Origin of the sequence: Hyphomicrobium album (assembly GCF_009708035.1) — a bacterium.
Lineage (GTDB): Bacteria > Pseudomonadota > Alphaproteobacteria > Rhizobiales > Hyphomicrobiaceae > Hyphomicrobium_A > Hyphomicrobium_A album.
On the sequence record NZ_WMBQ01000001.1, the window covers coordinates 249188 to 275454 of the forward strand.

At 64.8% G+C, this 26267-nt stretch carries 21 protein-coding genes and 2 tRNA genes; 15 read left to right on the top strand and 8 right to left on the bottom strand.

The window, feature by feature from the left end:
• Window positions 1-17 precede the first annotated feature (17 nt).
• From GIW81_RS01035 to GIW81_RS01055, 5 genes are all read right to left on the bottom strand, one after another.
• Window positions 18-698 (bottom strand): response regulator transcription factor, encoded by a 681-nt coding sequence (locus GIW81_RS01035; protein WP_154737503.1) that lies wholly within the window; start codon window positions 696-698, stop codon window positions 18-20.
• Between the two features lie 194 nt (window positions 699-892).
• A complete protein-coding gene (locus GIW81_RS01040; protein WP_154737504.1) occupies window positions 893-1582 on the bottom strand; it encodes a ParA family protein in 690 nt (229 codons plus the stop codon).
• A gap of 114 nt (window positions 1583-1696) precedes the next feature.
• Entirely contained in the window at window positions 1697-4816 is a 3120-nt protein-coding gene (locus GIW81_RS01045; RefSeq protein WP_154737505.1) for an efflux RND transporter permease subunit, read from the bottom strand.
• 7 nt (window positions 4817-4823) lie between these two features.
• On the bottom strand, window positions 4824-6476 hold the full coding sequence (locus GIW81_RS01050; protein ID WP_154737506.1) for an efflux RND transporter periplasmic adaptor subunit: 1653 nt from the start codon (window positions 6474-6476) through the stop codon (window positions 4824-4826).
• A 151-nt stretch (window positions 6477-6627) separates the two neighbouring features.
• Window positions 6628-7038, bottom strand: a complete 411-nt coding sequence (locus GIW81_RS01055) for a hypothetical protein (protein ID WP_154737507.1) — start codon at window positions 7036-7038, stop codon at window positions 6628-6630.
• Window positions 7039-7182: 144 nt separating this feature from the next.
• Here GIW81_RS01055 and GIW81_RS01060 point away from each other — a divergent pair, with 144 nt between their 5' ends.
• Window positions 7183-7470, top strand: coding sequence for a PepSY domain-containing protein (locus GIW81_RS01060; RefSeq protein WP_154737508.1), 288 nt, complete (start codon window positions 7183-7185; stop codon window positions 7468-7470).
• Between the two features lie 51 nt (window positions 7471-7521).
• Here the strand turns inward: GIW81_RS01060 and GIW81_RS01065 are convergent, their stop codons facing one another.
• Complete coding sequence (locus tag GIW81_RS01065; RefSeq protein ID WP_154737509.1) at window positions 7522-8058, bottom strand: peroxiredoxin; 537 nt, start codon at window positions 8056-8058, stop codon at window positions 7522-7524.
• Between the two features lie 134 nt (window positions 8059-8192).
• Between GIW81_RS01065 and GIW81_RS01070 the strand changes: the two genes are divergently transcribed.
• Window positions 8193-8266 (top strand) — tRNA-Gly (locus GIW81_RS01070).
• A 44-nt stretch (window positions 8267-8310) separates the two neighbouring features.
• On the opposite strand, the gene GIW81_RS01075 is transcribed toward GIW81_RS01070, so the two are convergent.
• A complete protein-coding gene (locus GIW81_RS01075; RefSeq protein WP_229309052.1) occupies window positions 8311-8772 on the bottom strand; it encodes a hypothetical protein in 462 nt (153 codons plus the stop codon).
• 14 nt (window positions 8773-8786) lie between these two features.
• Window positions 8787-9422, bottom strand: a complete 636-nt coding sequence (locus GIW81_RS01080) for a S1 family peptidase (protein ID WP_195930298.1) — start codon at window positions 9420-9422, stop codon at window positions 8787-8789.
• 465 nt (window positions 9423-9887) lie between these two features.
• Between GIW81_RS01080 and GIW81_RS01085 the strand changes: the two genes are divergently transcribed.
• The 13 genes from GIW81_RS01085 (at window position 9888) to fusA (ending at window position 26227) form a co-directional block, all read left to right on the top strand.
• A complete protein-coding gene (locus GIW81_RS01085) occupies window positions 9888-10211 on the top strand; it encodes a YbjQ family protein (RefSeq protein ID WP_154737511.1) in 324 nt (107 codons plus the stop codon).
• 101 nt (window positions 10212-10312) lie between these two features.
• Window positions 10313-10388: transfer RNA gene (locus tag GIW81_RS01090), tRNA-Trp, on the top strand.
• A gap of 100 nt (window positions 10389-10488) precedes the next feature.
• Window positions 10489-10686: a preprotein translocase subunit SecE gene (gene secE, locus GIW81_RS01095; RefSeq protein WP_195930300.1), complete on the top strand. Its 198-nt coding sequence runs from the start codon at window positions 10489-10491 to the stop codon at window positions 10684-10686.
• A 59-nt stretch (window positions 10687-10745) separates the two neighbouring features.
• Complete coding sequence (nusG, locus tag GIW81_RS01100; protein WP_154737513.1) at window positions 10746-11282, top strand: transcription termination/antitermination protein NusG; 537 nt, start codon at window positions 10746-10748, stop codon at window positions 11280-11282.
• A gap of 187 nt (window positions 11283-11469) precedes the next feature.
• On the top strand, window positions 11470-11916 hold the full coding sequence (gene rplK, locus GIW81_RS01105) for a 50S ribosomal protein L11 (protein ID WP_154737514.1): 447 nt from the start codon (window positions 11470-11472) through the stop codon (window positions 11914-11916).
• A gap of 5 nt (window positions 11917-11921) precedes the next feature.
• Entirely contained in the window at window positions 11922-12671 is a 750-nt protein-coding gene (rplA, locus tag GIW81_RS01110; RefSeq protein ID WP_154737515.1) for a 50S ribosomal protein L1, read from the top strand.
• Between the two features lie 345 nt (window positions 12672-13016).
• The gene (gene rplJ, locus GIW81_RS01115; protein ID WP_324614849.1) at window positions 13017-13535 is read left to right on the top strand and encodes a 50S ribosomal protein L10; all 519 of its coding nucleotides are present in this window, start codon (window positions 13017-13019) and stop codon (window positions 13533-13535) included.
• Between the two features lie 95 nt (window positions 13536-13630).
• Window positions 13631-14005, top strand: a complete 375-nt coding sequence (gene rplL, locus GIW81_RS01120; protein ID WP_154737516.1) for a 50S ribosomal protein L7/L12 — start codon at window positions 13631-13633, stop codon at window positions 14003-14005.
• 220 nt (window positions 14006-14225) lie between these two features.
• The gene (gene rpoB / locus GIW81_RS01125) at window positions 14226-18383 is read left to right on the top strand and encodes a DNA-directed RNA polymerase subunit beta (protein ID WP_154737517.1); all 4158 of its coding nucleotides are present in this window, start codon (window positions 14226-14228) and stop codon (window positions 18381-18383) included.
• A gap of 173 nt (window positions 18384-18556) precedes the next feature.
• Complete coding sequence (gene rpoC, locus GIW81_RS01130) at window positions 18557-22771, top strand: DNA-directed RNA polymerase subunit beta' (protein WP_154737518.1); 4215 nt, start codon at window positions 18557-18559, stop codon at window positions 22769-22771.
• A 405-nt stretch (window positions 22772-23176) separates the two neighbouring features.
• Window positions 23177-23548 (top strand): 30S ribosomal protein S12, encoded by a 372-nt coding sequence (gene rpsL / locus GIW81_RS01135; RefSeq protein WP_154737519.1) that lies wholly within the window; start codon window positions 23177-23179, stop codon window positions 23546-23548.
• A gap of 96 nt (window positions 23549-23644) precedes the next feature.
• Entirely contained in the window at window positions 23645-24115 is a 471-nt protein-coding gene (gene rpsG / locus GIW81_RS01140) for a 30S ribosomal protein S7 (RefSeq protein WP_154737520.1), read from the top strand.
• 21 nt (window positions 24116-24136) lie between these two features.
• Window positions 24137-26227 (top strand): elongation factor G, encoded by a 2091-nt coding sequence (fusA, locus tag GIW81_RS01145; protein WP_154737521.1) that lies wholly within the window; start codon window positions 24137-24139, stop codon window positions 26225-26227.
• Window positions 26228-26267: the final 40 nt, after the last annotated feature.

Below are 26267 nucleotides of genomic sequence, written 5' to 3' on the forward strand. Positions count from 1 at the left end.
GTGCGCGCGGGCAGCGCCTAGATAAGCAGCATGGCCGCGAAGCCGCTGGCGACCTCGAGCTCGACGAAGAGAAAGGCGAGCGGGGCGCTGACGATCTTCTGCTCGACGGCAATGCGGATGAGTTGCATCGGCGTGCGCGCGCTGAACTTGCCGCGCAGCGTCGAGCACGTCGTTGCGACGGTCTTGTAGGAGACGTTGATGAGGGCAGCGATCTCCGACATGCTCTTGCCCTTGGCGAGAAGGCGCAGGACCTCGCGCTCGCGGGACGACAGCACCACCGACTCTCCGGCGTTGCGCAGAAAAGCAATCTTCTGCGCCATGTCCAGAGGCAATGAGTGGCCGCCCGCGTAGACATCGCGGATTGCGGTGATGAAGCCTTGCGGGTCGTCGCTCTTGCTGAAGTACCCCTTGGCGCCACCCTCGATAGCCTGGGCGGCAAACATCGGATCGTCGTTCATGCTGAACATGAGGACCCGCGCCCGCGGGTCGCGGACCAGCAACCGGCGCGCTAGCTCGAAGCCGGAAATGTCGGGGAGGTTGATGTCGATGACCGCCACATCCGGCCGATGCGCCGCATACGCCTCCTGCGCGGAGGCCGCGTCGCGGGCCTCGAGCATGTGCATGTCGGTGGTCTCGGCCAGCAACGCGCGGCAGCCGGCCAGCACGATGGGGTGATCGTCGACGATAAGTACCTTCATGAGTCCCGCTTCGGCTTCGTCCTGCCGCTGATATAATGTAACAGATAGCAATGGGAACTTGGCCACGTCAAATTCGGGAAATGCCCGGCGCCGTCAGCTCACCCTCGGCGGGACGGCGCTCGCAATCGCCGCCGTCGCCTCGCCGACGCGGGCGGAGGTCTGGAGTTCGATCGTTGACGCGTGAGGAGGGACGGCTAGGGCGCCTGCGTGGCCGCAATTTGCGCGCGCTGCGGGCGCAGCAGCCGGTGCTTGCGCATGATCTTCGTCAGCAGCGCGCCGAGCGTGGCGGCGGCAGGGCCGTTCAGGTCCTCGCCGGGGCTCTCGATGAATGACATGCCGTGGTTGTGCGCCTCGCGGTAGCGCGCTCGCTCGACGACGGCGCCGGGGAGCAGGTTGAAATCGGCGACCTCGATATAGGCGCGTGCCGCCTCCTCCTCGTTCTCGTCGAGGATGCGCGACAGGGCTATGTAGAGGCGAGATTTGGGAATGCCGGACGCCTTCAACTCGTAGAACAGCTCGACGGCCGGCTGCAGGTCATCGAAGCACGCCCCCGACGGCTGGACGATGAAGTGGGCGACGCTGGCGATCTCCATCGTCGCTGCCGGCGCGTTGCCGGGCGCATCGACGACGAGAAGGTCGACATCCGCCTCCCCCGCGATGGCGATTGCGGAGTCCACATTGCCGTGAGCCTCGACGGACAGCGGCGGAAAGACCTGATGCTTTTCCCGCAGGCGCTGCCAGCGCGTGGCGGTGCGCTGAACCGGATCGAGATCGGCGAGGGCCGTGCTGAGGCCGCGGCGAGCACCGACGGTAGCGAGCGCGCGGGCCAACGTGGATTTTCCCACGCCGCCCTTGCGGCTTACGAACGCAACAACGACTGTCATTGGCGACGACGCCCGGATGTTCTGTTCTGCCCGCTACTCAACCGCTTATGGTTAAAAAGCGGCAGTTTGGCGGCCACAACTTCCCGGGGCGCGTAAAAGCGGGCATGGCGATCGTCAGTATGCCTCGCGGACCTTCCCTTCGGTCGCGTCACCGGCGACGAGGCGCTCCAGCGGCTTCCTGCCGAGCAGAAGAAACAGCGTCGGCGTGAGGAAGGCATCGAGCAGGGTGGCGGAGATGAGCCCGCCGAAGATCGTCACCGCCACGGGGTGCAGGATTTCCTTGCCGGGCTCCTCGGCTCCGATCAGTAACGGCACCAGGGCGATGCCGGCGGCGAGCGCGGTCATCAACACCGGGCGCAGGCGCTCGAGCGTGCCGCGCACGACCATCGGCCGTCCGAAACTCTCACCCTCGAGCAGCACGAGGTTGATGTAGTGGCTGATCTTGAGGATGCCGTTGCGCGTCGCGATGCCGGCGAGCGTGATGAACCCGAGGGCGCTGGCGACCGAGAACGGCTGCCCGGCGATCCACAGGGCGGCGACCGCACCGATGAGCGCCAGCGGAACGTTGCCCATGATGATGAGGGCAAGCACGCTCGATCGGTAGCGCGTGTACAACACGACGAAGATGAGCGCGAGCGACATGGCCGACAGTGCACCGATCAGGCGTGATGCTTCCTCCTGCGCCTGGAACTGCCCTTCGAGGCTGGCGAAGTATCCCTGCGGCAGTGGAGTGGCGGCAATCGCGGCGCGGATATCGGCAACGATGCGCGCCATGTCCGAGCCGTCGGTATTGGCGAATACCGCGATGCGCCGGCGGCCGTTCTCGCGCTGGATCTGGTTGGGCCCGTCGGTCTCGAGGATCTCGGCGACGGTGCCGAGGGGGATTCGGCCCGCCGGGCTTTCGATGAGCATGTCGCCGAGCGCGCGCGTGCTGCGGTCGGCGTCGCTGAGACGCACGACGACATCAAAACGCTTCTGTCCGTCGACGATCTGCGATACCACCTTCCCGTTCGACAGGGCCTCGAGCGCCTCGGTCACCTTGTTGGGATTGAGCCCGTAGAGCGCCGCCTTGGCGTAGTCGACGCGCACCTGCATCTGCGGGATGCGCACCTGCTTCTCCGTTTGCAGGTCGACGACGCCGGGTATGCGTTTCAGGCGCGTCTCGAAGTCGGCCGCTAATCCGCGCAGCGTGTCGTAGTCGTCCCCATAGATCTTCAGCGCGATCTGCGCGCGCACGCCCGACAGCATGTGGTCGAGGCGGTGGGCGATCGGCTGGCCGACAGTAATGCTCGCCGGCAGCGCGGCGAGGCGCCCGCGGATATCGGCCAGGACGGCCTCGCGGCTGCGCCCCGAGGGGCGCAGGTCGACGTCAAGCTCGCTGTTGTGGACGCCCTCCGCGTGCTCGTCGAGCTCGGCGCGACCCGTGCGGCGCCCGACCGAGCGCACCTCGGGCACTTGCGCGACGATCTCCTCGGCGAGGCGGCCGATGCGGTTCGACTCTGCCAGGCTAATGCCCGGCTGCAGCACGACGCTGACCAGCACCGTCCCCTCGTTGAACGTGGGGAGGAACGCGCGCGGCAACGCAAAGGCCGCGACGACCGCCATCGCGGTGGCGATCGCCGGCACAGCGATGACCATGCCTGGCCGGGCAAAGCACCAGTCGAGACCCGCCGCTTGCCAGCGCTTCAGGACGCGCACGAGGGCGCTGTCGTGCTCGGCGAGCGAGCGCATACGCGGCAACAGCCAGTAGCAGAGAACCGGCGTGAGCGTCATCGAGACGACGAGGCTTGCCAGGATCGAGACGATGAAGGCGACGCCGAGCGGTGCGAACAGCCGCCCCTCGATGCCTGAGAGTGCGAACACCGGCAGGAAGACGAGCACGATGATGATGGTGGCGTAGACGATGCCCGAGCGCACCTCCATGGCCGCGGCGGCGATGACCTCCAAGGTGCTGCGCCGGTCGCCATCGCCGGCGGCGCGGTGCAGGCCGAGACGCCGGTAGATGTTCTCCACGTCGACGACGGCATCGTCGACCAGCGCGCCGATGGCAATGGCGAGGCCGCCGAGCGTCATTGTGTTGATCGACATGCCCATCGCCTGGAAGACGATGAGGGTGGTGAGCACGGAGAGGGGAATGGCGACAAGCGAGATGAAGGTCGTCTGCCAGTTGAGCAGGAAGATGAAGAGAACGATCGCCACGCAGATCAGCGCCTCGATGAGCACCCGCAACAGATTATCGATCGACATTTCGATGAAGGTCGCCTGGCGGAACTGGATGGCGCTCGCATCGACGCCCTCGGGCATCATCTTCTGGAGGGCCGGCAGCATCGCCTCGATCTGCCGCGTGATGGTCACCGTGTCGGCGTTGGGCTGCTTCTGCACCGCCAGGATCACGCCCGGCTTGCCGTTGAAGCCGGCCTCGCCGCGCTTCGTGCGCGGGGCGAAATCGATATTCGCGACTTGACTGAGGGCAACGACGTGTCCCTCGCGATAGGCGACGACGAGGTTGCGCAGATCCTCGATACGCGTGGTGCGCCCGATGTTGCGGATGAGTACCTCGCGCGACTTGAGGTCGACGAAACCGCCGCCCGTATTGGTACCGAACTGCTTCAGCGCGTTCTCGATGGCCTCGAAGTTGACGTCGAGGCTCGCCATGCGTCGCGGGTCGGGAACGATGCGGTACTGGCGCACCTCGCCGCCGATGGGGATCACCTGCGCCACGCCTGGCACCGTGAGGAGCTGGGGCCGCACGGTGAAGTCGGCGAGCTCACGCAGCGCCATGGGATCGACCGTGGTGCTCGACATGGCGATCAGCATGATCTCGCCCATGACCGACGAGATGGGGCCCATCTGCGCGGCGACGTTGCTGGGCAGCTGCTCGCGCACGAGCTGCAGCCGCTCGGCCACCTGCTGGCGGGCGCGGTAGATGTCGACCGACCAGTCGAACTCGACGTAGACGATCGACAGGCCGACGCCGGAGACGGAGCGGACGCGGCTGACGCCGGGCATGCCGTTCATCGCCGTCTCGATCGGGTAGGTGACGAGCAGCTCGACCTCCTCCGGCGCCAGCCCCTCGGCTTCCGCAATGAGGGTGACGGTCGGCCGGTTGAGGTCGGGGAATACGTCGACCGGCAACTCGCGCAAGGTCAGGAGGCCGTAGAGAGCCAGCGCCAAGGCGCCGACCAGGACAAAAAGGCGGTGCGTGAGACTGGCCCGGATGATCGCGTCGAACATGATGGCCTCACCGCACCTGGTTGATAAGTTCAGCGCCGTCGACGACGATCCGGCTACCGGCCGGGACGCCGCCGACCAGCAGCACGTTGACGCCGTCGAGTGGCGCCACACGCACCGGCATCGGCCGGAACAGCTGCGGGGATTCCTTCACCCAGACGCGTGGCAGGCCTTCGGAGCCGCGCACCACGGCATCGCCCGGCACCACGATCCCCTCCATCAGATCGCCCTGCTGGACGAAGACCTTGACGGCCGAGCCGATGATCAGTCCCTCGTGCTGCTCCTCGACTTTGAACTGCATCGGTTGCGTCTGCTGGCGCAGCGATGGCGCCCGCCCGATGTAGGACAACTTGATCGAGTGGCCGTCGGGGTCGGAGGCATAGGCCGCGGTGATGTTCGGCGCGCCATGCTCGGTGCCGCTGATGGCCTCGATCCACAACCGGTGCGGATCGACGATCTCGAACAGGGTGTCGCGCGTGGTGACCACCTGGCCGGCGCGCACGTTTGCCACCGAGATGATGCCGGCGACGGGAGCCTTGAGGGGGATGCGCTCGACGTCCTTCAGCGCCAGCACGCGCTGCTGCTCGCGCAGCGCCTCCATCTCGGCGCGCGTGTCCTCGATGTCCTTTTGCGCGACGACGCTGGCGATGCGCGTGAGGCGCGCCAGCTTCTGCTCGGCAATCTTCAGCTTACCCGCCACCTCGGCGGTGAGCTGCTGCATGGTGCCGAGGTCGGCGATGGGGATATTGGGCGACAGGTAAGCGAGCACCTCGCCGGCCTCGACGTGCTGCCCGACGTTGGAGATGCCGCGCTCGGCGAGCTCGATGCGTCCATCCATCGGCGCCTGCACTTGGCCGAACGACGAGGGATCGGGCACGACCGTACCGATCAGCTCGCGGCTTTGCCGGACCGATTGCGGCGTACCCAACTGGGTGCGGACGCGCAGGAGGCGCTGGGTCGACTTCGGCAGCAGCACGTCTCCGTCGGGCAGCCGGCGCGGCGTGGCCGCGGCCACCTGAGGCGAGACCGGCGCCTCATCCTGGGCATGATCGTCGCCCTCGTGCGCGCGCACGTCATCGATACCGGCGGCGAGCGCAGCGGTAGCGATCAGAGCGATCGCCAAGGCTCGGCGTGGACGCACGACCATCGCGACGACGAACCCGAGCAGGGCGGCGATGCCGGCGATGATCCAGGCCGGCCCGGCCGACAAGAGCGCCTGCCACCCGGCGTCCGTCTGCGGCGGGGCTTCGCCCGCGTGGGCGACGACCAGATCACCCGCCAGATCGGATTTTAGGTCGCCGGCGGTTACTGCAAACTTGAGCTTCTTGGTGCCGGGCTCGTCCGCCCAAGGCGCGGGCAGCTCGTATGTCCCATCGGCTTTGGCCGTGGCGGTTCCCGCGGGAATGCCGTCGGCGGTCACCTGGATCGTCGCGCCGTCGATCGGCGCGTTCGTCGCCGGTTGGTCGAGATAGATCCGCAGCTTGCGGTCGGCAATCTCGGCCACGAGCTCGAGGTTCGCATCGGCGATCTCGAGCTGCGGCGCGGCGCTGACGCCGACCATAGGAGCGGAGTCTTCGGCATGATCGTGGTCGTCTCCCCCGTGAGCCGCCGCGGCGGTCAAGGTGAGGAGCAGGCAAAGGGCAGTGGCAACAAAGCGTGGCATGGCGGCTGTCCCGAAGCTGGATAAGCGTCGTGGTCAGCGCGGCGAGCGTGCCTCAGGGATTATGGGGCTACGGAGTGCGTGCGGAGACGCAACTCCGGGTGCTTGCCGGCGCTGAGCGTCGAGGGCATCCCGCTCGTGCGAGATGCTCGCGTCAGGCCGTCATACGTGGCGGACGAAGCGGGGGATGCGAAAGCTGGCCATAGCGCAAGGCGCCGTTGCGCTCGAGGCGCAGTTGGCCGGGGACCGACGCGGCAGGGGCAACCGCCGCCGTGGCGAGGATGGCCGTCGCCGCGCAACAATGGGCATGCACGTGCGTGCAGCCCTGATCTGAACTCGGCTGTTGCGTGTCGCCGTGGTCGTGCGCGTCGGCCTGCTCCGTGAGGGCATCGGCGTCATGCATGTGCGCATGTACGAACGCGTGCGCCTCGGCGAACTGCGGCGCATGCAGGATCGGCAGCTCGGCACCGCCGAGCATCGCCACGGCGAACAGCGCCGCAATCATGATGTGCTTCACGATCGTCTTCACGGTGCGCAGCAAAGCCGGGCAGCTGGGTCTCGTCAAGTCGCGATGTCCAATGGCGAAAAAATACCGCGCGGGCAGCCCGCGGCGTCACAATTTGACTGTGACAGTATAGTTAGCATTTATGCCTTTCCGCCACGCCCCAATGGATGATGTGGCGCGGCGATTCTGTCTGTGGAGGACCCAATGAAGTTTGAAGGCTTGCTCAAGTCGGTGCTCGTGACGCTTGCTGCGACGGCGGTCTCAGGCGCGGCGCTGGCGCACGGTTTCGACGACTGCACCAAGGAAGCAAAAGAGAAGTGGAAGCCGCAGGCCGAAGCCGAGGCTGCGGCTACCGCCGCGGGCTACACGGTCACGAAGTCGAAGGTTGAGGGCTCCTGCTACGAGGTCTACGCCAAGGACAAGGACGGCAAGAAGTTCGAGCTGTTCTACAACCCGGTCGATCTGCAGCTCGTGAAGAAGCACGACGACTGATCGCGTCCTCCGTCGGTGCTCGCCCAGTGCAATTCGTGCTGGGCGAGGCCGCTACTTCTGCCCCGCCTTCCACTTCTGCAGGGCATCGAGCGTGTTCTCGACGTGCATGCTCGGATCGAGGTCGGTGTACTCGTACAAAATGCTGCCGTCCGGCGCGATGACGTAGGACGTGCGATTGGCGTATTCGGGCTTGCGCGCCAGCACCGCATCGTAAGCCTTTGTGATTTTCTGGTCCCCATCTGCCGCAACTGGAAACTTGCTGCGGCACTCGCTCACCGAAAACTTGTGTAGGGTCACGATGTCGTCGCTGCTCACGCCGATGACGCTGGCTCCCAATGCCGCGTACTTCTCGATCGCTTCGGCGAACTCGTGCGCCTCGACGGTGCAGCCGGGCGTGAAGGCCGCGGGGTAGAAGTACAAGACCACCGGTCCCTTCTTGAGAGCCTCGGCGAGAGAGAAGCTGAACTCCTTGCCGCCGAGCGAGGCCTGCGCCACGAAGTCCGGCGCCGCGGCGCCGGGTTTGAGCGCCGCGGCGGCAGGGAGCGCGAGGGCGGCGGCGGCGACAATGGCGATGGTCAGGTGCTTCATCTTGCAAGCCTCATGGACGGGCAATGTATCTGGAAGCTGAAAGCGCCATGCGCAAGGCGTGCCTGTTGCGTCACGGGGCGTTGGGTAGTGGTGACGCTTGACTGGGAGGCGAGGCTAAATCATGAGGGAGTGATGCGGGTGTAGCTCAATGGTAGAGCAGCAGCCTTCCAAGCTGAATACGAGGGTTCGATTCCCTTCACCCGCTCCACCCTCCCACAGCCCGCCGAGCTAGATCCGCTAGCCTGCCCGCCGCTACTTCGCCGCGCCGAGGTTAAAACGCAGGCGGATGGGCTGCAGCATCTCCGGTGGCGGCCGCTCGCCGATGTTACCGCGCGATAGGATCGTTCGGAGGTCCTTGGTGGCGCCCGGGTCGCCGAAAGCCGGAAACGACACCCGCTCTACCGAGCCGTCGGGATTGACCCACGCCTGCACGATGAGCGTCGCGGGCGGCCCATCCGAAGCGCCGGCGTGAGCCTTGAGGTAAACGCGAAAGCGAGCCGCGATGGCGTCGTCGGCGCTGAGCCATTCCTCGAAGCGATATTTTACGAGTTGGGCGAACTGCGTCCAAGACGGCGGAACGCTAGCCGGGTCGCGCAACGGGGTCTGTGCGACGGCGGCCGGGGCGAGCGCCAACAACGCGCAGGCACCGGCGATGCCCCGCCAACGGCTTGAACGCGAGGGGGTGCGTACCAGCTTGCCGGAGTGCCTTCGCATCGCCGCGGCCCTCATCAGTTTGTCAAACAGGTTACGTGCGCGGAGATCGACGCGGCGCGCTCGGCGCTCGGAGTGAACGGCGACACTTGCGGCCGGTCATCCTGCTCGAAGTGGACGCCGTTCGCTGCCAAGAACGCCTTCGTCTCGGCAAGCCCTACGGCGAGAACCCGGTCTAGGCGCGTCCTGCGGCTTATGACGCCTTGGACAAGCCCGCGCTTGTCGAGCACAGGGGCGCCGCTTGCGCCGTGGGTCACCGGCGAGTCGATGATAAGATGGCCCGGCTCGGAGCCATCGTGGTCGACGCGAGAGTTGGCGAGGACGCCACTGTCGCGCATGCGCGGTAGCGCATCGTAGGCATTGGCGAACACCATTTCGTTGGCGCTGGCCGTAGCCGTACGCGGAAATACGGCTGCAAGCCCGAGAGTCTTCGACACTTTTATAAGGGCGAGATCGTATTTTGCTGACAGCGCGATGATGCGCGCCTGCACCCGGTGCTGCTCCTTGGCGATGACGATGCGGGCACAATGCTCCACCGCGTGCCGCGCCGTCAGCATGTACCCGGATTGGTCGACGAAGAAGGCGGTACCCTTGAGCAGGCGCCCGACGATGGGCGGATCCTGGGGCAGCGCCAGCGGCTTTGAGGGCTCCATGACTAGACCGCGCTGCGACTGTTGAAAGGGCGACTGCGCTGTGGTGGGAGCCGACCACAGCTGCGCGATGACCACCACGCAACATGCGGCCGCCATCATGTGACCGCTAAACCGAGCGCGCGTACTGCGGATAGTCATACTTGGCGAGCCCTATCGCCCGTTCGGTCTCGGCCGCACCCGCACCGGGATCGGCTGCAGCGCGTCATGACGCGCCGTGGCGCCTCTCGGAAGCAGCGCCTCCACGCGACGTGCCAAATCTGCAAGTGCAGTCCACCAGCCACGCATGCGCGCGCCCTCCGCTTCTGCTCCATCCCTAGTCAGTAGACGCTGCAAGGGGAACGGAGGCGCAACCGCCAAGCGAAATATTTGCTTTGCGTGTCATTCCAAGCTCGGTAGCAGGGCAGTATAACGGGCGCCGCGTTAAACCCCGCGGACTGTCGATCGGGGTGTCCTTCGGGGAAGAGAATGCTCGTCGTCACCACCAACGATCTGCCCGGGTACCGGGTGGTGAAGCACCTCGGGGTCGTCCGCGGCTTGACGGTCCGCTCGCGCAGCATTGTCGGCAACATCGGTGCCGCCATCCAGATCTTCTTCGGCGGCAACATCACGCTATATACAAAGCTCGCCGAGCAGGCCCGCCAGGAGGCCTTCGACGAGCTCATCGCCCACGCGGAGGCGATCGGGGCCAACGCGGTTCTCGCCATGCGCTATGACGCCAACGAGATTGCCGCGGCGGTGACGGAGGTGCTGGCCTACGGGACGGCGGTGGTGGTCGAGCCGGCCCCCTGATTCCCAAGGGCGACAAAAGCGTCACTAGCAAGTGACAAAGGGGAAAACTTCCGCTAAGTATGCCGCCCCCGCGGAGGCAAGCGCGCGCTTTTCCGCGAAAAAGGGGTGTAGCTCAATTGGTAGAGCGTCGGTCTCCAAAACCGAAGGTCGGGGGTTCGAGACCCTCCGCCCCTGCCAATATCGTATGGTCGCATCCGCTGCGAGGGCGCCGGATGTGCCAACAATCGGCGCTTGGGGTGCGTCAGATTGTCGCATGGCGCCCGGGGAAGTCAAATTAATGGCCAAATACAACCCGGTCGAGTTTATTCAGGAGGTTCGCCAGGAAACCTCCAAGGTCACTTGGCCTACCTGGAAAGAGGTGTGGATCACCACCCTCATGGTTTTGATCATGGTCAGCGTTGCCTCGGTATTCTTCCTAATCACGGATCAAGCGATCGGATGGCTCGTCCAGTTTGTGCTGGGCGCGAACCGCTGAACCGGAGCTAAAAACTAGTGTCTACCCAAGTTACGCAGACGCGCCCTGAAAGAGCGGCCATGGCGAAGCGCTGGTACATCGTGCACGCGTACACGAATTTCGAGCGCAAAGTCGCCGATGCCATCCGCGAGCGAGCCAAGGCTGCGGGCCTCGAAGATCTGTTCGAGGAAGTCCTGGTCCCGACCGAGGAAGTGGTCGAGGTGAAGCGTGGCCGTAAGGTCCAGGCTGAGCGGAAGTTCCTTCCCGGCTACGTGCTGGTGAAGATGGAGATGACGGACCCGGCGTTCTTGCTCATCAAGAACACGCCGAAGGTCACCGGGTTTCTCGGCGCGGAAAACAAACCGATGCCGATCTCGGAGGATGAGGCGATGCGCATCCTCCATCAGGTCAAGGAAGGCGTGGAGCGGCCGAAGCCCTCGATCACCTTCGAGGTGGGCGAGCAGGTGAAGGTGGCAGACGGTCCGTTCGCTTCCTTCCAGGGCCACGTCGAGGAGGTCGACGAAGAGCGTTCGCGGCTCAAGGTGGCCGTGTCGATCTTCGGGAGGCCGACGCCGGTCGAACTCGAGTTCGGCCAGGTGGAGAAGGTGCCGGGCTAGACGCCCGGAGCTCAACGAGGAGCTTCAGAAATGCAGCAGATGGGCTGACGCTCGTCTGACTGACAGAGCCGCAAGGACAGCCTCTCACGAGGCCTCCCTGCGGAAACCCGCGGGAGGGCCCAAGGGCCCGTCGTACCGCTAACCCTGGGAAGGAAAGCCCCTTCCCGTCAAGTGCTAAGGGGAGACCATGGCAAAGAAAATTGACGGCTACATAAACTTGCAGGTGCCGGCGGGGGCGGCCAATCCCTCGCCGCCCATCGGACCCGCGCTCGGCCAGCGCGGCGTCAACATCATGGAGTTCTGCAAGTCGTTCAACGCCAAGACGAAGGACCTGGAGCAGGGCACGCCGATCCCGGTGAAGATCACCGTCTACTCGGATCGCTCCTTCACGTTCGAAATGCGGACGCCGCCGGCGACCTTCCTCATCAAGAAGGCGGCGGGCATGAAGTCGACCGGCAAGCCAGGCTCGGGCTCGAAGCACCCCGGCCGCGACGTCGTCGGCCAGATCAGCATGGAGCAGCTGCGCGACATTGCGAAGATCAAGATGAAGGACATGAACACCGACGACCTCGACCAGGCTACCCGGACGATCGCTGGTTCCGCCCGCTCGATGGGCCTGCAGGTGAAGGAGTAACGCACATGGCAGCGAAGCTCAGCCCTGAGGCAATCAAAGAGACGCGGATCGCCGGTGGCAAGCGCCAGGCGGCGGCCGTCAAGGGTCTCAACCGCGACAAGGCCTACTCGATCGAGGAGGCCGTGAAGCTCGTCAAGGACCGCGCCAAGGCGAAGTTCGACGAGACGATCGAGGTTGCGATGAACCTCGGCGTCGATCCCAAGCACGCCGACCAGCTCGTGCGCGGCGTGTGCAATCTGCCGAACGGCTCCGGCCGTACGGCGCGCGTCGCCGTGTTCGCGCGCGGCGCCAAGGCGGAAGAGGCGAAGGCCGCCGGTGCCGACGTCGTCGGCGCGGAGGATCTCGTCGAGCAGGTGTCGAAGGGCACGATCAACTTCGATCGCTGCATCGCCACCCCCGACATGATGGGCCTCGTCGGCCGCCTCGGTAAGGTGCTCGGCCCCCGCGGCCTGATGCCGAACCCGCGCGTCGGCACGGTCACGATGGACGTCACCAACGCCGTGAAGGGCGCCAAAGGTGGCTCGGTGGAGTTCCGCGTCGAGAAGGCGGGCATCGTCCACGCCGGCGTCGGCAAGGCGAGCTTCAGCGAAGGCGCCCTCGCCGAGAACATCAAGGCGTTCGTCGACGCCGTGGTGAAGGCGAAGCCGCCGGGTGCCAAGGGCACCTACGTGAAGAAGGTTTCTGTCAGCTCGACGATGGGGCCGGGGGTCAAGATCGACTCCGCCAGCCTCGGCGGCGGGCAGGTCCTCGCTTAAGAGGGCCAACGAATTCGCGTGTCGCTACGCAAGTGGCGGCCCGCGAGGCGCGGAAGCGAAGCCGCAAGGCTCTTCTTCCGCGAAGACTGTCCGAGACTGTGGGTGCCGTCAGGGTCTTCGACGCTGACAGCTTAAGCCTCGAATGAGGGCCTGCATGAGACAGGAGCGAACCCGGTTTCATTCTCTCCACAGGAGAGCGCAGAGCCGGTTTGAACCTGGGTCAGCACCGTGCCGCCTCGACAGCGCGCGGATGGACAGACGAAGCGTCGCCCGAAGCGCAAGCTGACGGCGGCAAGGTGCAACCCGCGGAGCAGCAGCCGCTGTTTCGTAAATTGGAGTGAGCAGGTGGATAGAGCCGCGAAACGTGAGCTCGTGACGTCGCTCAACACCGTGTTGAAAGACACGGGGTTGGTCGTTGTCGCCCACTATGCCGGCATGACGGTCGCCCAACTGACCGACTACCGCCAGAAAGTCAAAGAGGCTGGCGGCAAGGTCAAGGTGGCCAAAAACCGGCTGGCGAAGCTCGCGCTTAAGGACACTTCGTACGAGCCGATCGGCGAACTCTTCAAGGGGCAGACATGCGTCGCCTTCTCGAAGGACCCGATCGCCGCAGCGAAGGCGTCGGTCGCCTACGCCAAAGGGAATGAAAAGCTAGTCATTCTCGGCGGCGCCATGGGCACGACGGTCCTCGACGCGAACGCCGTCAAGGCTCTCGCCGAACTGCCCTCGCTCGACGAGCTGAGAGCAAAGCTGATCGGTCTCCTCAACGCGCCGGCGACGAAGATCGCCCGCACGGTCAAGGAGCCGGGAGCTCAGCTCGCGCGCGTCATCCAGGCGAAGGCAGCGCAAGGCGAGGCCGCTTAACGGCAAGGGCGGCGCCCGCGAGGGCGCCACGGACACCAAATAGCGCAGTTCAAAACTGCATGCGTCATTAGGTTCAAACCGAAGGAAGTAACAAAATGGCCGATCTATCGAAGATCGTTGAGGATCTCTCCAGCCTCACCGTCCTGCAGGCAGCCGAGCTTGCCAAGATGCTCGAGGAGAAGTGGGGCGTGTCGGCGGCTGCAGCCGTCGCCGTTGCCGCTGCGCCTGGCGGCGCTGCTGCCGCTCCGGCCGAGGAGCAGACCGAGTTTACCGTCATCCTGAAGGCGGGTGGCGACAAGAAGATCAACGTCATCAAGGAAGTCCGCGCCATCACGGGCCTTGGCCTCAAGGAAGCCAAGGACCTCGTCGAGGCCGGCGGCAAGACCGTGAAGGAAGGCGTGACCAAGGACGAGGCTGCCAAGCTGAAGAAGCAGCTCGAGGACCAGGGTGCGACCGTCGAAGTGAAGTAATCGAGGCGGCAGGCTGCCGGCACATCGGGTGCCAGCGGCCTGCCTCCGCTCGTCGGCAAAGACGAGCATCTGGACGTCTCTCCGGAGGGTCTTTTGAGGGTCATACAACCCTCAACGGGCCTTCCGGCGAGCCGTTTAAAGGCTACGCGAGGGTTGGCGGCCCTCGCCATGCAGGCAGCAGCAGCGCGGGCCGTCACCTGCGCGATGACAAGGAGCGGAAATGGCTGAGACGTTCAACGGCCGCAAGCGCATCCGGAAGAAATTCGGATCCATTCGCGAAGTCGCAGAGATGCCGAACCTCATCGAGGTTCAAAAGAGCTCCTATGACGACTTCCTGATGGTCAAGGAACCCCCCGGCGGCCGTTCCGACGATCACGGTCTACAGGCGGTCTTCAAGTCGGTGTTCCCGATCTCCGACTTCTCGGGACGGGCGACCCTCGAGTTCGTGCGCTACGAGTTCGAGCTGCCGAAGTACGACGTCGACGAGTGCATGCAGCGCGATATGACCTTCTCGGCGCCGCTGAAGGTCAAGCTGCGCCTGATCGTGTTCGATGTGAACGAGGAGACGGGCTCCAAGTCGATCAAGGACGTCAAGGAGCAGGACGTCTACATGGGCGACATGCCGCTCATGACCATGAACGGCACGTTCGTCATCAACGGCACCGAGCGCGTCATCGTCTCGCAGATGCACCGCTCTCCGGGCGTGTTCTTCGATCACGACCGCGGGCGCACGCACGCCTCGGGCAAGCTGCTGTTCGCCGCGCGCATCATTCCCTATCGCGGCTCGTGGCTCGACTTCGAGTTCGACGCCAAGGACATCGTCTACGTGCGCATCGACCGTCGCCGCAAGCTGCCGGTGACGACGCTGCTCTATGCGCTGGGTCTCAACGACGAAGAGATCCTGTCGACGTTCTACAAGCACATCACCGTCAAGGAATCGAAGCGCGGCTGGAAGATGCCGTTCGTGCCCGAGAAGATGCGCGGCATGACGCCGACGGCCGACCTTGCCGACGCCAAGACGGGCGAGGTGATCATCAAGGCGGGCGAGAAGCTCACCGCCCGCAAGGCGCGTGAGCTGGCCGAAGGCGGCTTGAAGGAGATCCTCGTTTCGTCCGACGACCTCGCCGGGCGCTACATCGCCGCCGACATCGTCGACCTGGAGACGGGTGCGATCATGGCCGAGGCTGGCGACGAGCTCGATGCCGAGCTGCTGGCCGAGCTGAAGGATCAGAAGGTCAAGGAGTTCCCGCTCCTCGACATCGACCACGTCAACATCGGGCCGTTCATCCGCAACACGCTCAACATCGACAAGAACGCCAACCAGGAAGAGGCGTTGATGGACATCTACCGGGTCATGCGGCCCGGTGAGCCTCCGACCATCGAGGCGGCGACCAACCTCTTCCATTCGCTGTTCTTCGACAGCGAGCGCTACGACCTCTCGGCCGTCGGCCGCGTGAAGATGAACATGCGCCTCGAGCTCGATGCGCCCGACACCATGCGGGTGCTGCGCAGGGAGGACATCCTCGCCGTCATCAAGACGCTGGTCGACCTGCGCGACGGCAAGGGCGAGATCGACGACATCGATCACCTCGGCAACCGGCGCGTGCGCTCGGTCGGCGAGTTGATGGAGAACCAGTACCGCGTCGGCCTGCTCCGCATGGAGCGCGCCATCAAGGAGCGCATGTCCTCGGTCGATATCGACACGGTCATGCCGCAGGACCTGATCAACGCCAAGCCGGCGGCCGCCGCCGTGCGCGAGTTCTTCGGCTCCTCGCAGCTCTCGCAGTTCATGGACCAGACGAACCCGCTGTCGGAGATCACCCACAAGCGCCGCCTCTCGGCCCTTGGTCCGGGCGGTCTCACGCGTGAGCGCGCCGGCTTCGAGGTGCGCGACGTGCATCCGACGCACTACGGCCGCATCTGTCCCATCGAGACGCCGGAAGGCCCGAACATCGGCCTCATCAACTCGCTGGCGACGTTCGCGCGCGTCAACAAGTACGGCTTTATCGAGAGCCCGTACCGCAAGGTCGTGAACGGCAAGCTCACCGATCAGGTCGTCTACCTGTCGGCGATGGAAGAAATGCGCCACCACGTCGCCCAGGCGAACGCCGAGGTCGACGCGAAAGGCAAGCTGACGGACGATCTCATCACCTGCCGCTATCAGGGCGACGTGCTGCTCGTGCCGCAGGAGAAGGTCGACTACATCGACGTGTCGCCCAAGCAGCTCGTGTCTGTCGCCGCGGCGCTCATCCCGTTCCTCGAGAACGACGACGCCAACCGCGCGTTGATGGGCTCCAACATGCAGCGTCAGGCCGTGCCGCTCATCCGCGCCGAGGCGCCGCTCGTCGGCACCGGCATGGAAGAGGTGGTGGCCCGCGACTCCGGCGCCGCCATCGCGGCTCGCCGCACCGGCGTCGTCGACCAGGTGGACGCGACGCGTATCGTGATCCGCGCCACGGCCGAGACCGATCCGTCGAAGCCGGGCGTCGACATCTACCGTCTGCGCAAGTTCCAGCGTTCGAACCAGAACACCTGCATCAACCAGCGTCCGCTGGTGCACGTGGGTGACGCGGTCGAGGCGGGCGAGATCATCGCCGACGGTCCGTCGACCGACCTCGGCGATCTGGCGCTGGGCAAGAACGTGCTCGTCGCGTTCATGCCGTGGATGGGCTACAACTTCGAGGATTCCATCCTCCTCTCCGAGCGTGTCGTCTCCGACGACATCTTCACCTCGATCCACATCGAGGAATTCGAGGTCATGGCCCGCGACACCAAGCTCGGGCCGGAGGAGATCACGCGCGACATCCCGAACGTTTCGGAAGAAGCGCTGAAGAACCTCGACGAAGCCGGCATCGTCTACATCGGCGCGGAAGTGAACCCCGGCGACATCCTCGTCGGCAAGATCACGCCGAAGGGCGAAAGCCCGATGACGCCGGAAGAGAAGCTCCTGCGCGCTATCTTCGGCGAGAAGGCTTCCGACGTGCGCGACACCTCGCTGCGGCTGCCGCCGGGCGTGGCGGGCACGGTCGTCGAGGTGCGCGTCTTCAATCGCCACGGCGTCGAGAAAGACGAGCGTGCCATGGCGATCGAGCGCGAGGAGATCGAGCGTCTCGCCAAGGACCGCGACGACGAGATGCAGATCCTCGACCGCAACGTCTACGCGCGTCTCAAGGAAGCGCTGCTAGGCAAGGAAGTCGCCAAGGGTCCGAAGGCGGCCCCCAAGGGCACGCACATCAACGAGGAGATCCTCGAAGCTGTCCCGCGCAGCCATTGGTGGGAGTTCGGTCTCAAGAACGAGAAGGCGCAGAGCGAGATCGAGGCCATCAACAAGCAGTACGAGGAGGCCAAGAAGAGCCTCGAGCGTCGCTTCGTTGACAAGGTCGACAAGCTGCAGCGCGGCGACGAGCTGCCTCCCGGCGTGATGAAGATGGTCAAGGTCTTCGTCGCCGTGAAGCGCAAGATCCAGCCGGGCGACAAGATGGCCGGCCGTCACGGCAACAAGGGTGTCGTGTCGATGATCGTACCGTGCGAGGACATGCCGTTCCTCGAGGACGGCACGCATGTCGACGTGGTGCTGAACCCGCTGGGCGTGCCCTCGCGCATGAACGTCGGGCAGATCCTCGAGACGCATCTTGGTTGGGCGTGTCGCGGTCTCGGCCGCATCATCGACGAGGCGCTGCAGGAGTTCCATGCCTCGGGCAAGGCGCAGCAGCTTCGCGACGAGATGGCGAAGATCTACGGCAAGGATCAGTTCAAGGCGAACATCAAGGACGAAGAGTTGGCCGAGATTGCCGACAAGCTCAAGAAGGGTGTGCCGATTGCCACGCCGGTGTTCGACGGCGCCAAGGAGCCGGACATCGTCGACATGCTGAAGCTTGCCGGTTTCGACACGAGCGGGCAGGTGACGCTGTTCGACGGCCGCACGGGCCAGGCGTTCGATCGCAAGGTTACGGTCGGTTACAAGTACATCTTGAAGCTGCACCACCTTGTCGACGACAAGATCCACGCTCGCTCCATCGGTCCGTACTCACTCGTCACCCAGCAGCCGCTGGGCGGCAAGGCGCAGTTCGGCGGCCAGCGCTTCGGCGAAATGGAGGTGTGGGCACTCGAAGCCTACGGTGCCGCCTACACGCTGCAGGAGATGCTGACGGTGAAGTCGGACGACGTCGCCGGCCGCACCAAGGTCTACGAGGCGATCGTGCGTGGCGACGACACCTTCGAGGCCGGCGTGCCGGAAAGCTTCAACGTGTTGGTCAAGGAAATGCGTGCCCTTGGCCTCAACGTCGAGCTGGAGAACTCGGACGCCGGAAGGCTGCCCGCACCGGATCAGGAGCAGGAGCCGCAGAAGCAGCCGCAGCTGCCTCCTGCCGCCGAATGATCGATTGAAGACCAGTCCGGGGCCCCACGGGCCCCGGACAAAGGCGCGTGAAAGCCGCGCCACCCAATCTAGGGCTCAATGACGCCAAGAGCCCGTTTCTGCGAGGATCGACCGCGATCTGATCCTCGCAAGTCTGACACGGGGTGCTGGCCACGCCCCGAATGGAGAGACGGATGAACGAGATCACCAACCTGTTCAAGACGCAAGCGCCCCTCCCGACGTTCGACCAGATCAAGATCTCCATCGCGAGTCCTGACGACATCCTGTCGTGGTCGTTCGGCGAGATTAAGAAGCCCGAGACGATCAACTACCGCACGTTCAAGCCCGAGCGCGACGGCTTGTTCTGCGCGCGCATCTTCGGTCCGATCAAGGACTACGAGTGCTTGTGCGGCAAGTACAAGCGGATGAAGTACAAGGGCCTGATCTGCGAAAAGTGCGGCGTCGAGGTCACCCTCGCCAAGGTTCGCCGCGAGCGCATGGGCCACATCGAGCTCGCCGCGCCGGTCGCTCACATCTGGTTCCTGAAGTCGCTGCCCTCGCGCATCGGCTTGCTGCTCGACATGCCGCTCAAGGATCTCGAGCGCGTTCTCTATTTCGAGCAGTACATCGTCATCGAGCCCGGCATCACCGCCTTCCGCGAGAAGCAGCTTCTCACGGAGGAGGACTACAACCGCGCGCTCGACGAGCACGGCCCGGACAGCTTCACGGCCGGCATCGGCGCCGAGGCGATCCGCGAGATGCTCTCGGCGATGGACCTGCCGAAGATCGCAATCGACTTGCGCCAGGAGATCGCCGAGGCGACGACCGAGCTGAAGCCGAAGAAGCTCGGCAAGCGCCTGAAGGTCATCGAGGCGTTCCTTGACTCGGGCAACCGGCCCGAGTGGATGATCCTTACCGTCGTGCCGGTCATTCCGCCGGAGCTGCGTCCGCTCGTTCCTCTCGACGGCGGCCGCTTCGCCACGTCCGACCTCAACGATCTCTATCGCCGCGTCATCAACCGCAACAATCGTCTGAAGCGGCTGATGGAGCTGCGCGCGCCGGACATCATCATCCGCAACGAGAAGCGCATGCTTCAGGAAGCGGTCGATGCGCTGTTCGACAACGGCCGCCGCGGCCGCGTCATCACCGGCGCCAACAAGCGGCCGCTGAAGTCGCTCGCCGACATGCTCAAGGGCAAGCAGGGCCGCTTCCGTCAGAACCTGCTCGGCAAGCGCGTCGACTACTCGGGCCGCTCGGTGATCGTCGTCGGTCCCGAGCTGAAGCTGCACCAGTGCGGCCTGCCGAAGAAGATGGCGCTCGAGCTGTTCAAGCCGTTCATCTACGCGCGCCTGCAGGCCCAGGGCCAGGCCGCCACCGTGAAGCAGGCCAAGAAGCTCGTCGAGAAGGAGAAGGGCGAGGTGTGGGACATCCTGGACGAGGTGATCCGCGAGCACCCGGTTCTGTTGAACCGCGCGCCGACGCTGCACCGCCTCGGCATCCAGGCGTTCGAGCCGATCCTGATCGAAGGTAAGGCGATCCAGCTGCATCCGCTCGTCTGCGCGGCGTTCAACGCCGACTTCGACGGTGACCAGATGGCCGTCCACGTGCCGCTGTCCCTCGAGGCGCAGCTCGAAGCCCGCGTGCTGATGATGTCGACCAACAACATCCTGCATCCGGCCAACGGCTCGCCGATCATCGTGCCGTCGCAGGATATCGTGCTCGGCCTCTATTACCTGTCGATCATCCGCGATCACGAGCCGGGCGAAGGCATGCTGCTGGGCTCGGTCTCGGAAGCGCGCCATGCGCTCGAGGCTGGGGTCGTCAGCCTGCACGCCAAGGTGAAGGGCCGCTTCACGGTGACCGACGAGGAAGGCAACCAGACGACCGAGGTGCACGACACCACGCCTGGCCGCATGATCCTCGCCGAGCTGCTGCCGAAGAGCGTCAAGCCGACGCTCGTCAACCAGCTGCTCACCAAGAAGGCCATCTCCGGCATGATCGACGCCGTCTACCGCAACTGCGGTCAGAAGGAGACGGTCATTTTCTGCGACCGGATCATGGCGCTGGGCTTCAAGCACGCCTTCGAGGCCGGCATCTCGTTCGGCAAGGACGACATGCTTATCCCCGACACCAAGGCCAAGATCGTCGCGCAGACGACCGATATGACGCGCGAGTTCGAGCAGCAGTACAATGACGGCCTCATCACCCAGCTCGAGAAGTACAACAAGGTGGTGGACGCCTGGTCCAAGTGTACCGACCAGATCGCCAAGGAGATGATGGAGCGCATCTCCTCGGTTCAAAAGGACAAGAACGGCCGCGAGAAGCAGATGAACTCCGTGTGGATGATGTCCCACTCGGGCGCCCGCGGCTCGCCGGCGCAGATGAAGCAGCTCGCCGGCATGCGCGGCCTGATGACCAAGCCTTCGGGCGAGATCATCGAGACGCCGATTATCTCCAACTTCAAGGAAGGTCTGTCGGTGCTCGAGTACTTCAACTCGACGCACGGCGCCCGCAAGGGCCTCGCCGACACCGCCTTGAAGACGGCGAACTCGGGCTACCTGACGCGCCGTCTCGTCGACGTCGCGCAGGACAGCATCATCTATGAGGATGATTGCGGCACCGAGCGCGGCATCAAGGTCCAGGCCGTGGTGGACGCGGGACAGGTCATCGTCTCGCTTGCCGCCCGCGTGCTGGGCCGTACCGCCGCCGAGGACATCGTCGATCCGGCGAACCGCAAGGCGGTGCTCGTCAAGAATGGCGAGCTCATCGAGGAGCGTCACGCCGAGGCGATCGAGAAGGCGCAGGTGCAGGAAGTCCGCATCCGCTCGGTGCTCACCTGCGATACGGTGACCGGCGTGTGCGCCAAGTGCTACGGGCGCGACCTCGCCCGCGGCACGCCCGTCAACATCGGCGAGGCTGTCGGCGTCATCGCCGCTCAGTCGATCGGCGAGCCGGGCACGCAGCTCACCATGCGCACGTTCCACATCGGCGGCGCCGCCAACCTGGTCGACTCGTCGTTCATCGAGTCGAACTTCAACGGCACCGTGAAGGTGAAGAACCCGGCCGTGGTCAAGGACAGCCAGGGCCGCGAGGTCGCGATGACCCGCACGATGGCTGTCGTCATCGTCGATCAGAGCGGCAAGGAGCTCGCCACGCACAAGGTGCCTTACGGTTCGCGCGTCCACGTGAAGGAAGGCGACACCGTCAAGCGCGGCACCAAGATCGCGCAGTGGGACCCCTTCACCCGCCCGGTGCTCACCGAGGTGAACGGCAAGGTGGACTTCGAGGACCTCATCGAAGGCGCCTCGGTGCGCGAGCAGACGGACGAGATGAAGGGCACGACCAATCGCGTCATCGTCGATTGGCGTGCTTCCCCACGCTCGGCCGACCTGAAGCCGGCCGTCGTCGTCAAGGACGGCAAGGGCAAGCCGATCAAGGTCGCGCGCGGCGGCGACGCCCGCTATCTGTTGTCGGTCGATGCCATTCTGTCGGTGGAACCCGGTCAGGATGTGAAGGCCGGCGACGTGCTTGCGCGTGTGCCGACCGCTTCGGCACGCTCGGGCGACATCACCGGCGGTCTGCCGCGCGTCGCCGAGCTGTTCGAGGCTCGCCGGCCGAAGGATCACGCGATCATTGCGGAGATCTCCGGTACCATCGAGTTCGGCAAGGACTACAAGAACAAGCAGCGCATCACCATCAAGCCGGACGATGCGAGCGCTGAGCCTGTCGAGTACCTGATCCCGCGCGGCAAGAGCTTGACGGTGCAACACGGCGACCGCGTCGAGCGTGGCGATTTCGTCTACGACGGCCACCCGGCGCCGCACGACATTCTGGCGATCAAGGGCGTTGAGGAGCTTGCCAACTACCTCATCAACGAGATCCAGGACGTCTACCGTCTGCAGGGCGTGACCATCAACGACAAGCACATCGAGGTGATCGTTCGCCAGATGCTGCAGAAGGTTGAGGTGACGGATGTGGGCGAGACCGACCTGATCAAGGGCGAGCAGCTTGACCGCGTCGAGCTGGACGAGCTCAACGCCAAGTACGTCGAGGCCGGCAAGAAGCCGGCGGCGGCGAGCCCGGTTCTGCTCGGCATCACCAAGGCGTCGCTGCAGACCCGGTCGTTCATCTCGGCCGCGTCGTTCCAGGAGACCACGCGCGTGCTCACGGACGCCGCCGTCAACGGCAAGGTGGACACGCTCGAGGGCCTCAAGGAGAACGTCATCGTCGGCCGCCTAATCCCGGCAGGCACGGGTGGCGCTCTGCGCCGCCTGCGCAAGATCGCCGCAAAGCGCGACGAACTCATCGCCCGCGAGCAGGCGAAGGTCGATGCCGAGAAGGCATTGGCCGGTCCTGGCGCGGGTCCGGTGCGCCGCCGCCGCCGCACCGCAGAAGAGGCCGTGGAATAAGGCTATCTCTACTGGTTAAGGGGAAGCGCGGGTGCGAACAGCGTCCGCGCTTCCTCGCTTTCGGAACGCACGAGCGAACGCCATTTCTGACGACGGGCTGGCGTAGTAAAAAATTGTCTCCGCGGGAGGTTGGCAGGTGTTGACCGGATTCCGCGGGCTGTATATAGGTCTCGAACTCTCACGGTAGGTGGTAGGACAATTTCGCGTCCATTCATTCTGGGCGCCTTGACCTAAACGCTACCGTCGCAAAGCAGAGGACAAATTCGGACCAAGATCTGCGGCGCTCACCGAGCACGCATGATCCTCTGGTTTTTTCGTGTCGGGCACGCGCCTTTGGGGGTGTGGGCTTGGCAGGTTCGGTTTGGCACACGCGTCAGCCGGGCAAGCGTTGGACGGAAGAGGCGCATGCCGACGATACAACAGTTGATCCGGAAACCCCGGACGCAGAAGACGTACCGCGAGAAGTCGCGCCACATGGAGGCGTGCCCGCAAAAGCGTGGCGTCTGCACGCGCGTCTACACCACGACGCCGAAGAAGCCGAACTCGGCGCTCCGCAAGGTCGCCAAGATCCGTCTCACCAACGGCTACGAGGTGATCGGCTACATCCCCGGCGAGGGCCACAACCTGCAGGAGCACTCCGTCGTGCTCATCCGCGGCGGCCGCGTCAAGGATCTCCCCGGCGTGCGCTACCACATCATCCGCGGCGTGCTCGACACGCAGGGCGTCGCCGACCGCAGACAGCGCCGTTCCAAGTACGGTGCCAAGAGACCGAAGTGATCGCCCTCGGGCGGTCTGTCCCGCAAGGCGCGGGAGCCATGGGCCGGTAAGTCGGCCCATTGTCATTGAGAGAAGCGAAGCGAAGGCTGAACAGCAATGTCCCGTCGTCACAGTGCAGAGAAGCGCGTCGTCAATCCGGACCCGAAGTTCGGTGATGTCGTCATCTCCAAGTTCATGAATGCGGTGATGGAGCAGGGCAAGAAGTCCGTTGCCGAGAACATCGTCTATGGCGCTTTCGAGCGCATGGAGGCGAAGTCGAAGTCGGACCCGGTGCAGCTGTTCCGCGCCGCCCTCGACAACGTGATGCCGGCCGTCGAAGTCCGCTCGCGCCGTGTCGGCGGCGCCACCTACCAGGTGCCGGTCGAGGTCCGTCCGGAGCGCCGTCAGGCGCTCGCCATTCGCTGGCTCATCACCGCGGCGCGGGCGCGCAACGAGAACACGATGGTCGATCGGCTTTCGGGCGAGCTGCTCGATGCCGCCAACAACAGGGGCACGGCGGTCAAGAAGCGGGAAGACACGCACAAGATGGCGGAGGCGAACCGCGCCTTCTCCCATTACCGCTGGTGATCGGATCGGAGCGCTAAGAGCATGGCCCGCGAATACGACATCAAGGACTACCGCAATTTCGGCATCATGGCCCACATCGATGCCGGGAAGACGACGACGACTGAGCGGATCCTCTATTACACCGGCAAGTCCTACAAGATCGGTGAGGTGCACGACGGCGCCGCGACCATGGATTTCATGGAGCAGGAAGCCGAGCGCGGCATCACCATCACGTCGGCCGCGACGACCTGCTTCTGGCCGGGGCGTGACGGGCGTATGCGTCGCCTGAACATCATCGACACCCCAGGCCACGTCGACTTCACCATTGAAGTCGAGCGTTCGCTGCGCGTGCTCGACGGCGCCGTGTGCGTGCTCGATAGCAACCAGGGCGTCGAGCCGCAGACCGAGACCGTCTGGCGTCAGGGCGACAAGTACGGCGTGCCGCGCATCATCTTCGCCAACAAGATGGATAAGACCGGCGCCGACTTCTACATGTGCGTCAACGACATCAAAGAGAAGCTCGGCGCCAAGCCGGTTCCGATTCAGCTGCCCATCGGCTCGGAGAGCAATTTCGCCGGCGTCATCGACCTCATCACCATGAAGGCCTACGTCTGGGACGGCGACGGCAAGGACGCCAAGATGTCCATTCAGGAGATTCCTGAGGACATGAAGGAGCGCGCCGCCGAGTATCGCGCCGGCATGATCGAAGCTGCCGTCGACATGGAAGACGAGGCCATGGAAGCCTACCTCGAGGGCAAGGAGCCCGACGAGGACACGCTGCGCCGTCTGATCCGCAAGGCGACCGTTAAGGCTGCCTTCTATCCGATGATGTGCGGCTCGGCATTCAAGAACAAGGGCGTTCAGCCGCTGCTCGACGCCGTCGTCGACTTCCTGCCCTCGCCCGCCGATCGTGAGGCGTTCAAGGGCATCGACCCCAAGAACGGCGAGCCGCTGCTGCGCATGCCGATCGATGAGGATCCGCTGTCGCTTCTGGCATTCAAGATCATGAGCTTCGAGCACGTCGGCTCGATCACGTTCTGCCGCATCTATTCGGGCAAGATCAACAGCGGCATGGCGCTGACCAACACCACGCGCGACAAGAAAGAGCGCGTCGGCCGCATGTACCTGATGCACGCCGCAGATCGCGAAGAGATCAAGGAAGCATTCGCCGGCGACATCGTTGCACTCTCGGGTCTCAAGGACACGCGCACGGGCGAGACTCTGTGCGATCCGAACAAGCCGGTGCTGCTCGAGAAGATGGAGTTCCCGAACCCCGTCATCGAGATGAAGATCGAGCCGAAGACGAAGGCCGATCAAGAGAAGATGTCGATGGCGCTGTCGACGATGGCCATCGAGGATCCTTCTTTCCGCGTTTCGGTCGACCATGAGTCGGGAGAGACCATCCTCAAGGGCATGGGCGAGCTGCATCTCGACATCAAGGTCGACATCCTGCGGCGCACCTACGGCGTCGACGCCAACGTCGGCGCTCCGCAGGTCGCCTACCGCGAGACGCTCGTGCGCGCGACGGAAGTCGACTACACGCACAAGAAGCAGACCGGCGGCACGGGTCAGTTCGCCCGCGTCAAGCTGCGGATCGAGCCGAACGAGACGGGCAAGGGTAACGAGTTCGAGTCCGAGGTCGTCGGCGGCACGGTGCCGAAGGAGTACATCCCCGGCGTCGAGAAGGGCATCAACTCGGTTTGGGAGTCGGGTGTTCTCATCGGCTTCCCGATGGTCGATACCAAGGTCACGCTGTACGACGGCGCCTTCCACGAGGTGGACTCGTCCGCGATCGCCTTCGAAATCGCTTCGCGCTCCGCGCTGCGGGAAGGCTGCGACAAGGCCGGCGTGAAGCTGCTCGAGCCGGTGATGGATGTCGAGGTGGTGACGCCGGGCGATTTCGTCGGCAGCGTCATCGGCGACATCAACAGCCGCCGTGGTCAGATCCGCAACCAGGAGATGCGTGGCAACGCCACCGTCATCCGCGCCTACGTACCGCTCGCCAACATGTTCGGCTACGTGAGCCAGCTGCGGTCCATGAGCCAGGGACGTGCGTCCTACACCATGCAGTTCGCCCACTATGCGGACGTGCCGCGCAACGTGGCGGACGAGGTGAAGGCCAAGTACGCCTGATAACGACAATAGAATGAGGCGTGCCGTCAGGCGCGCCGAG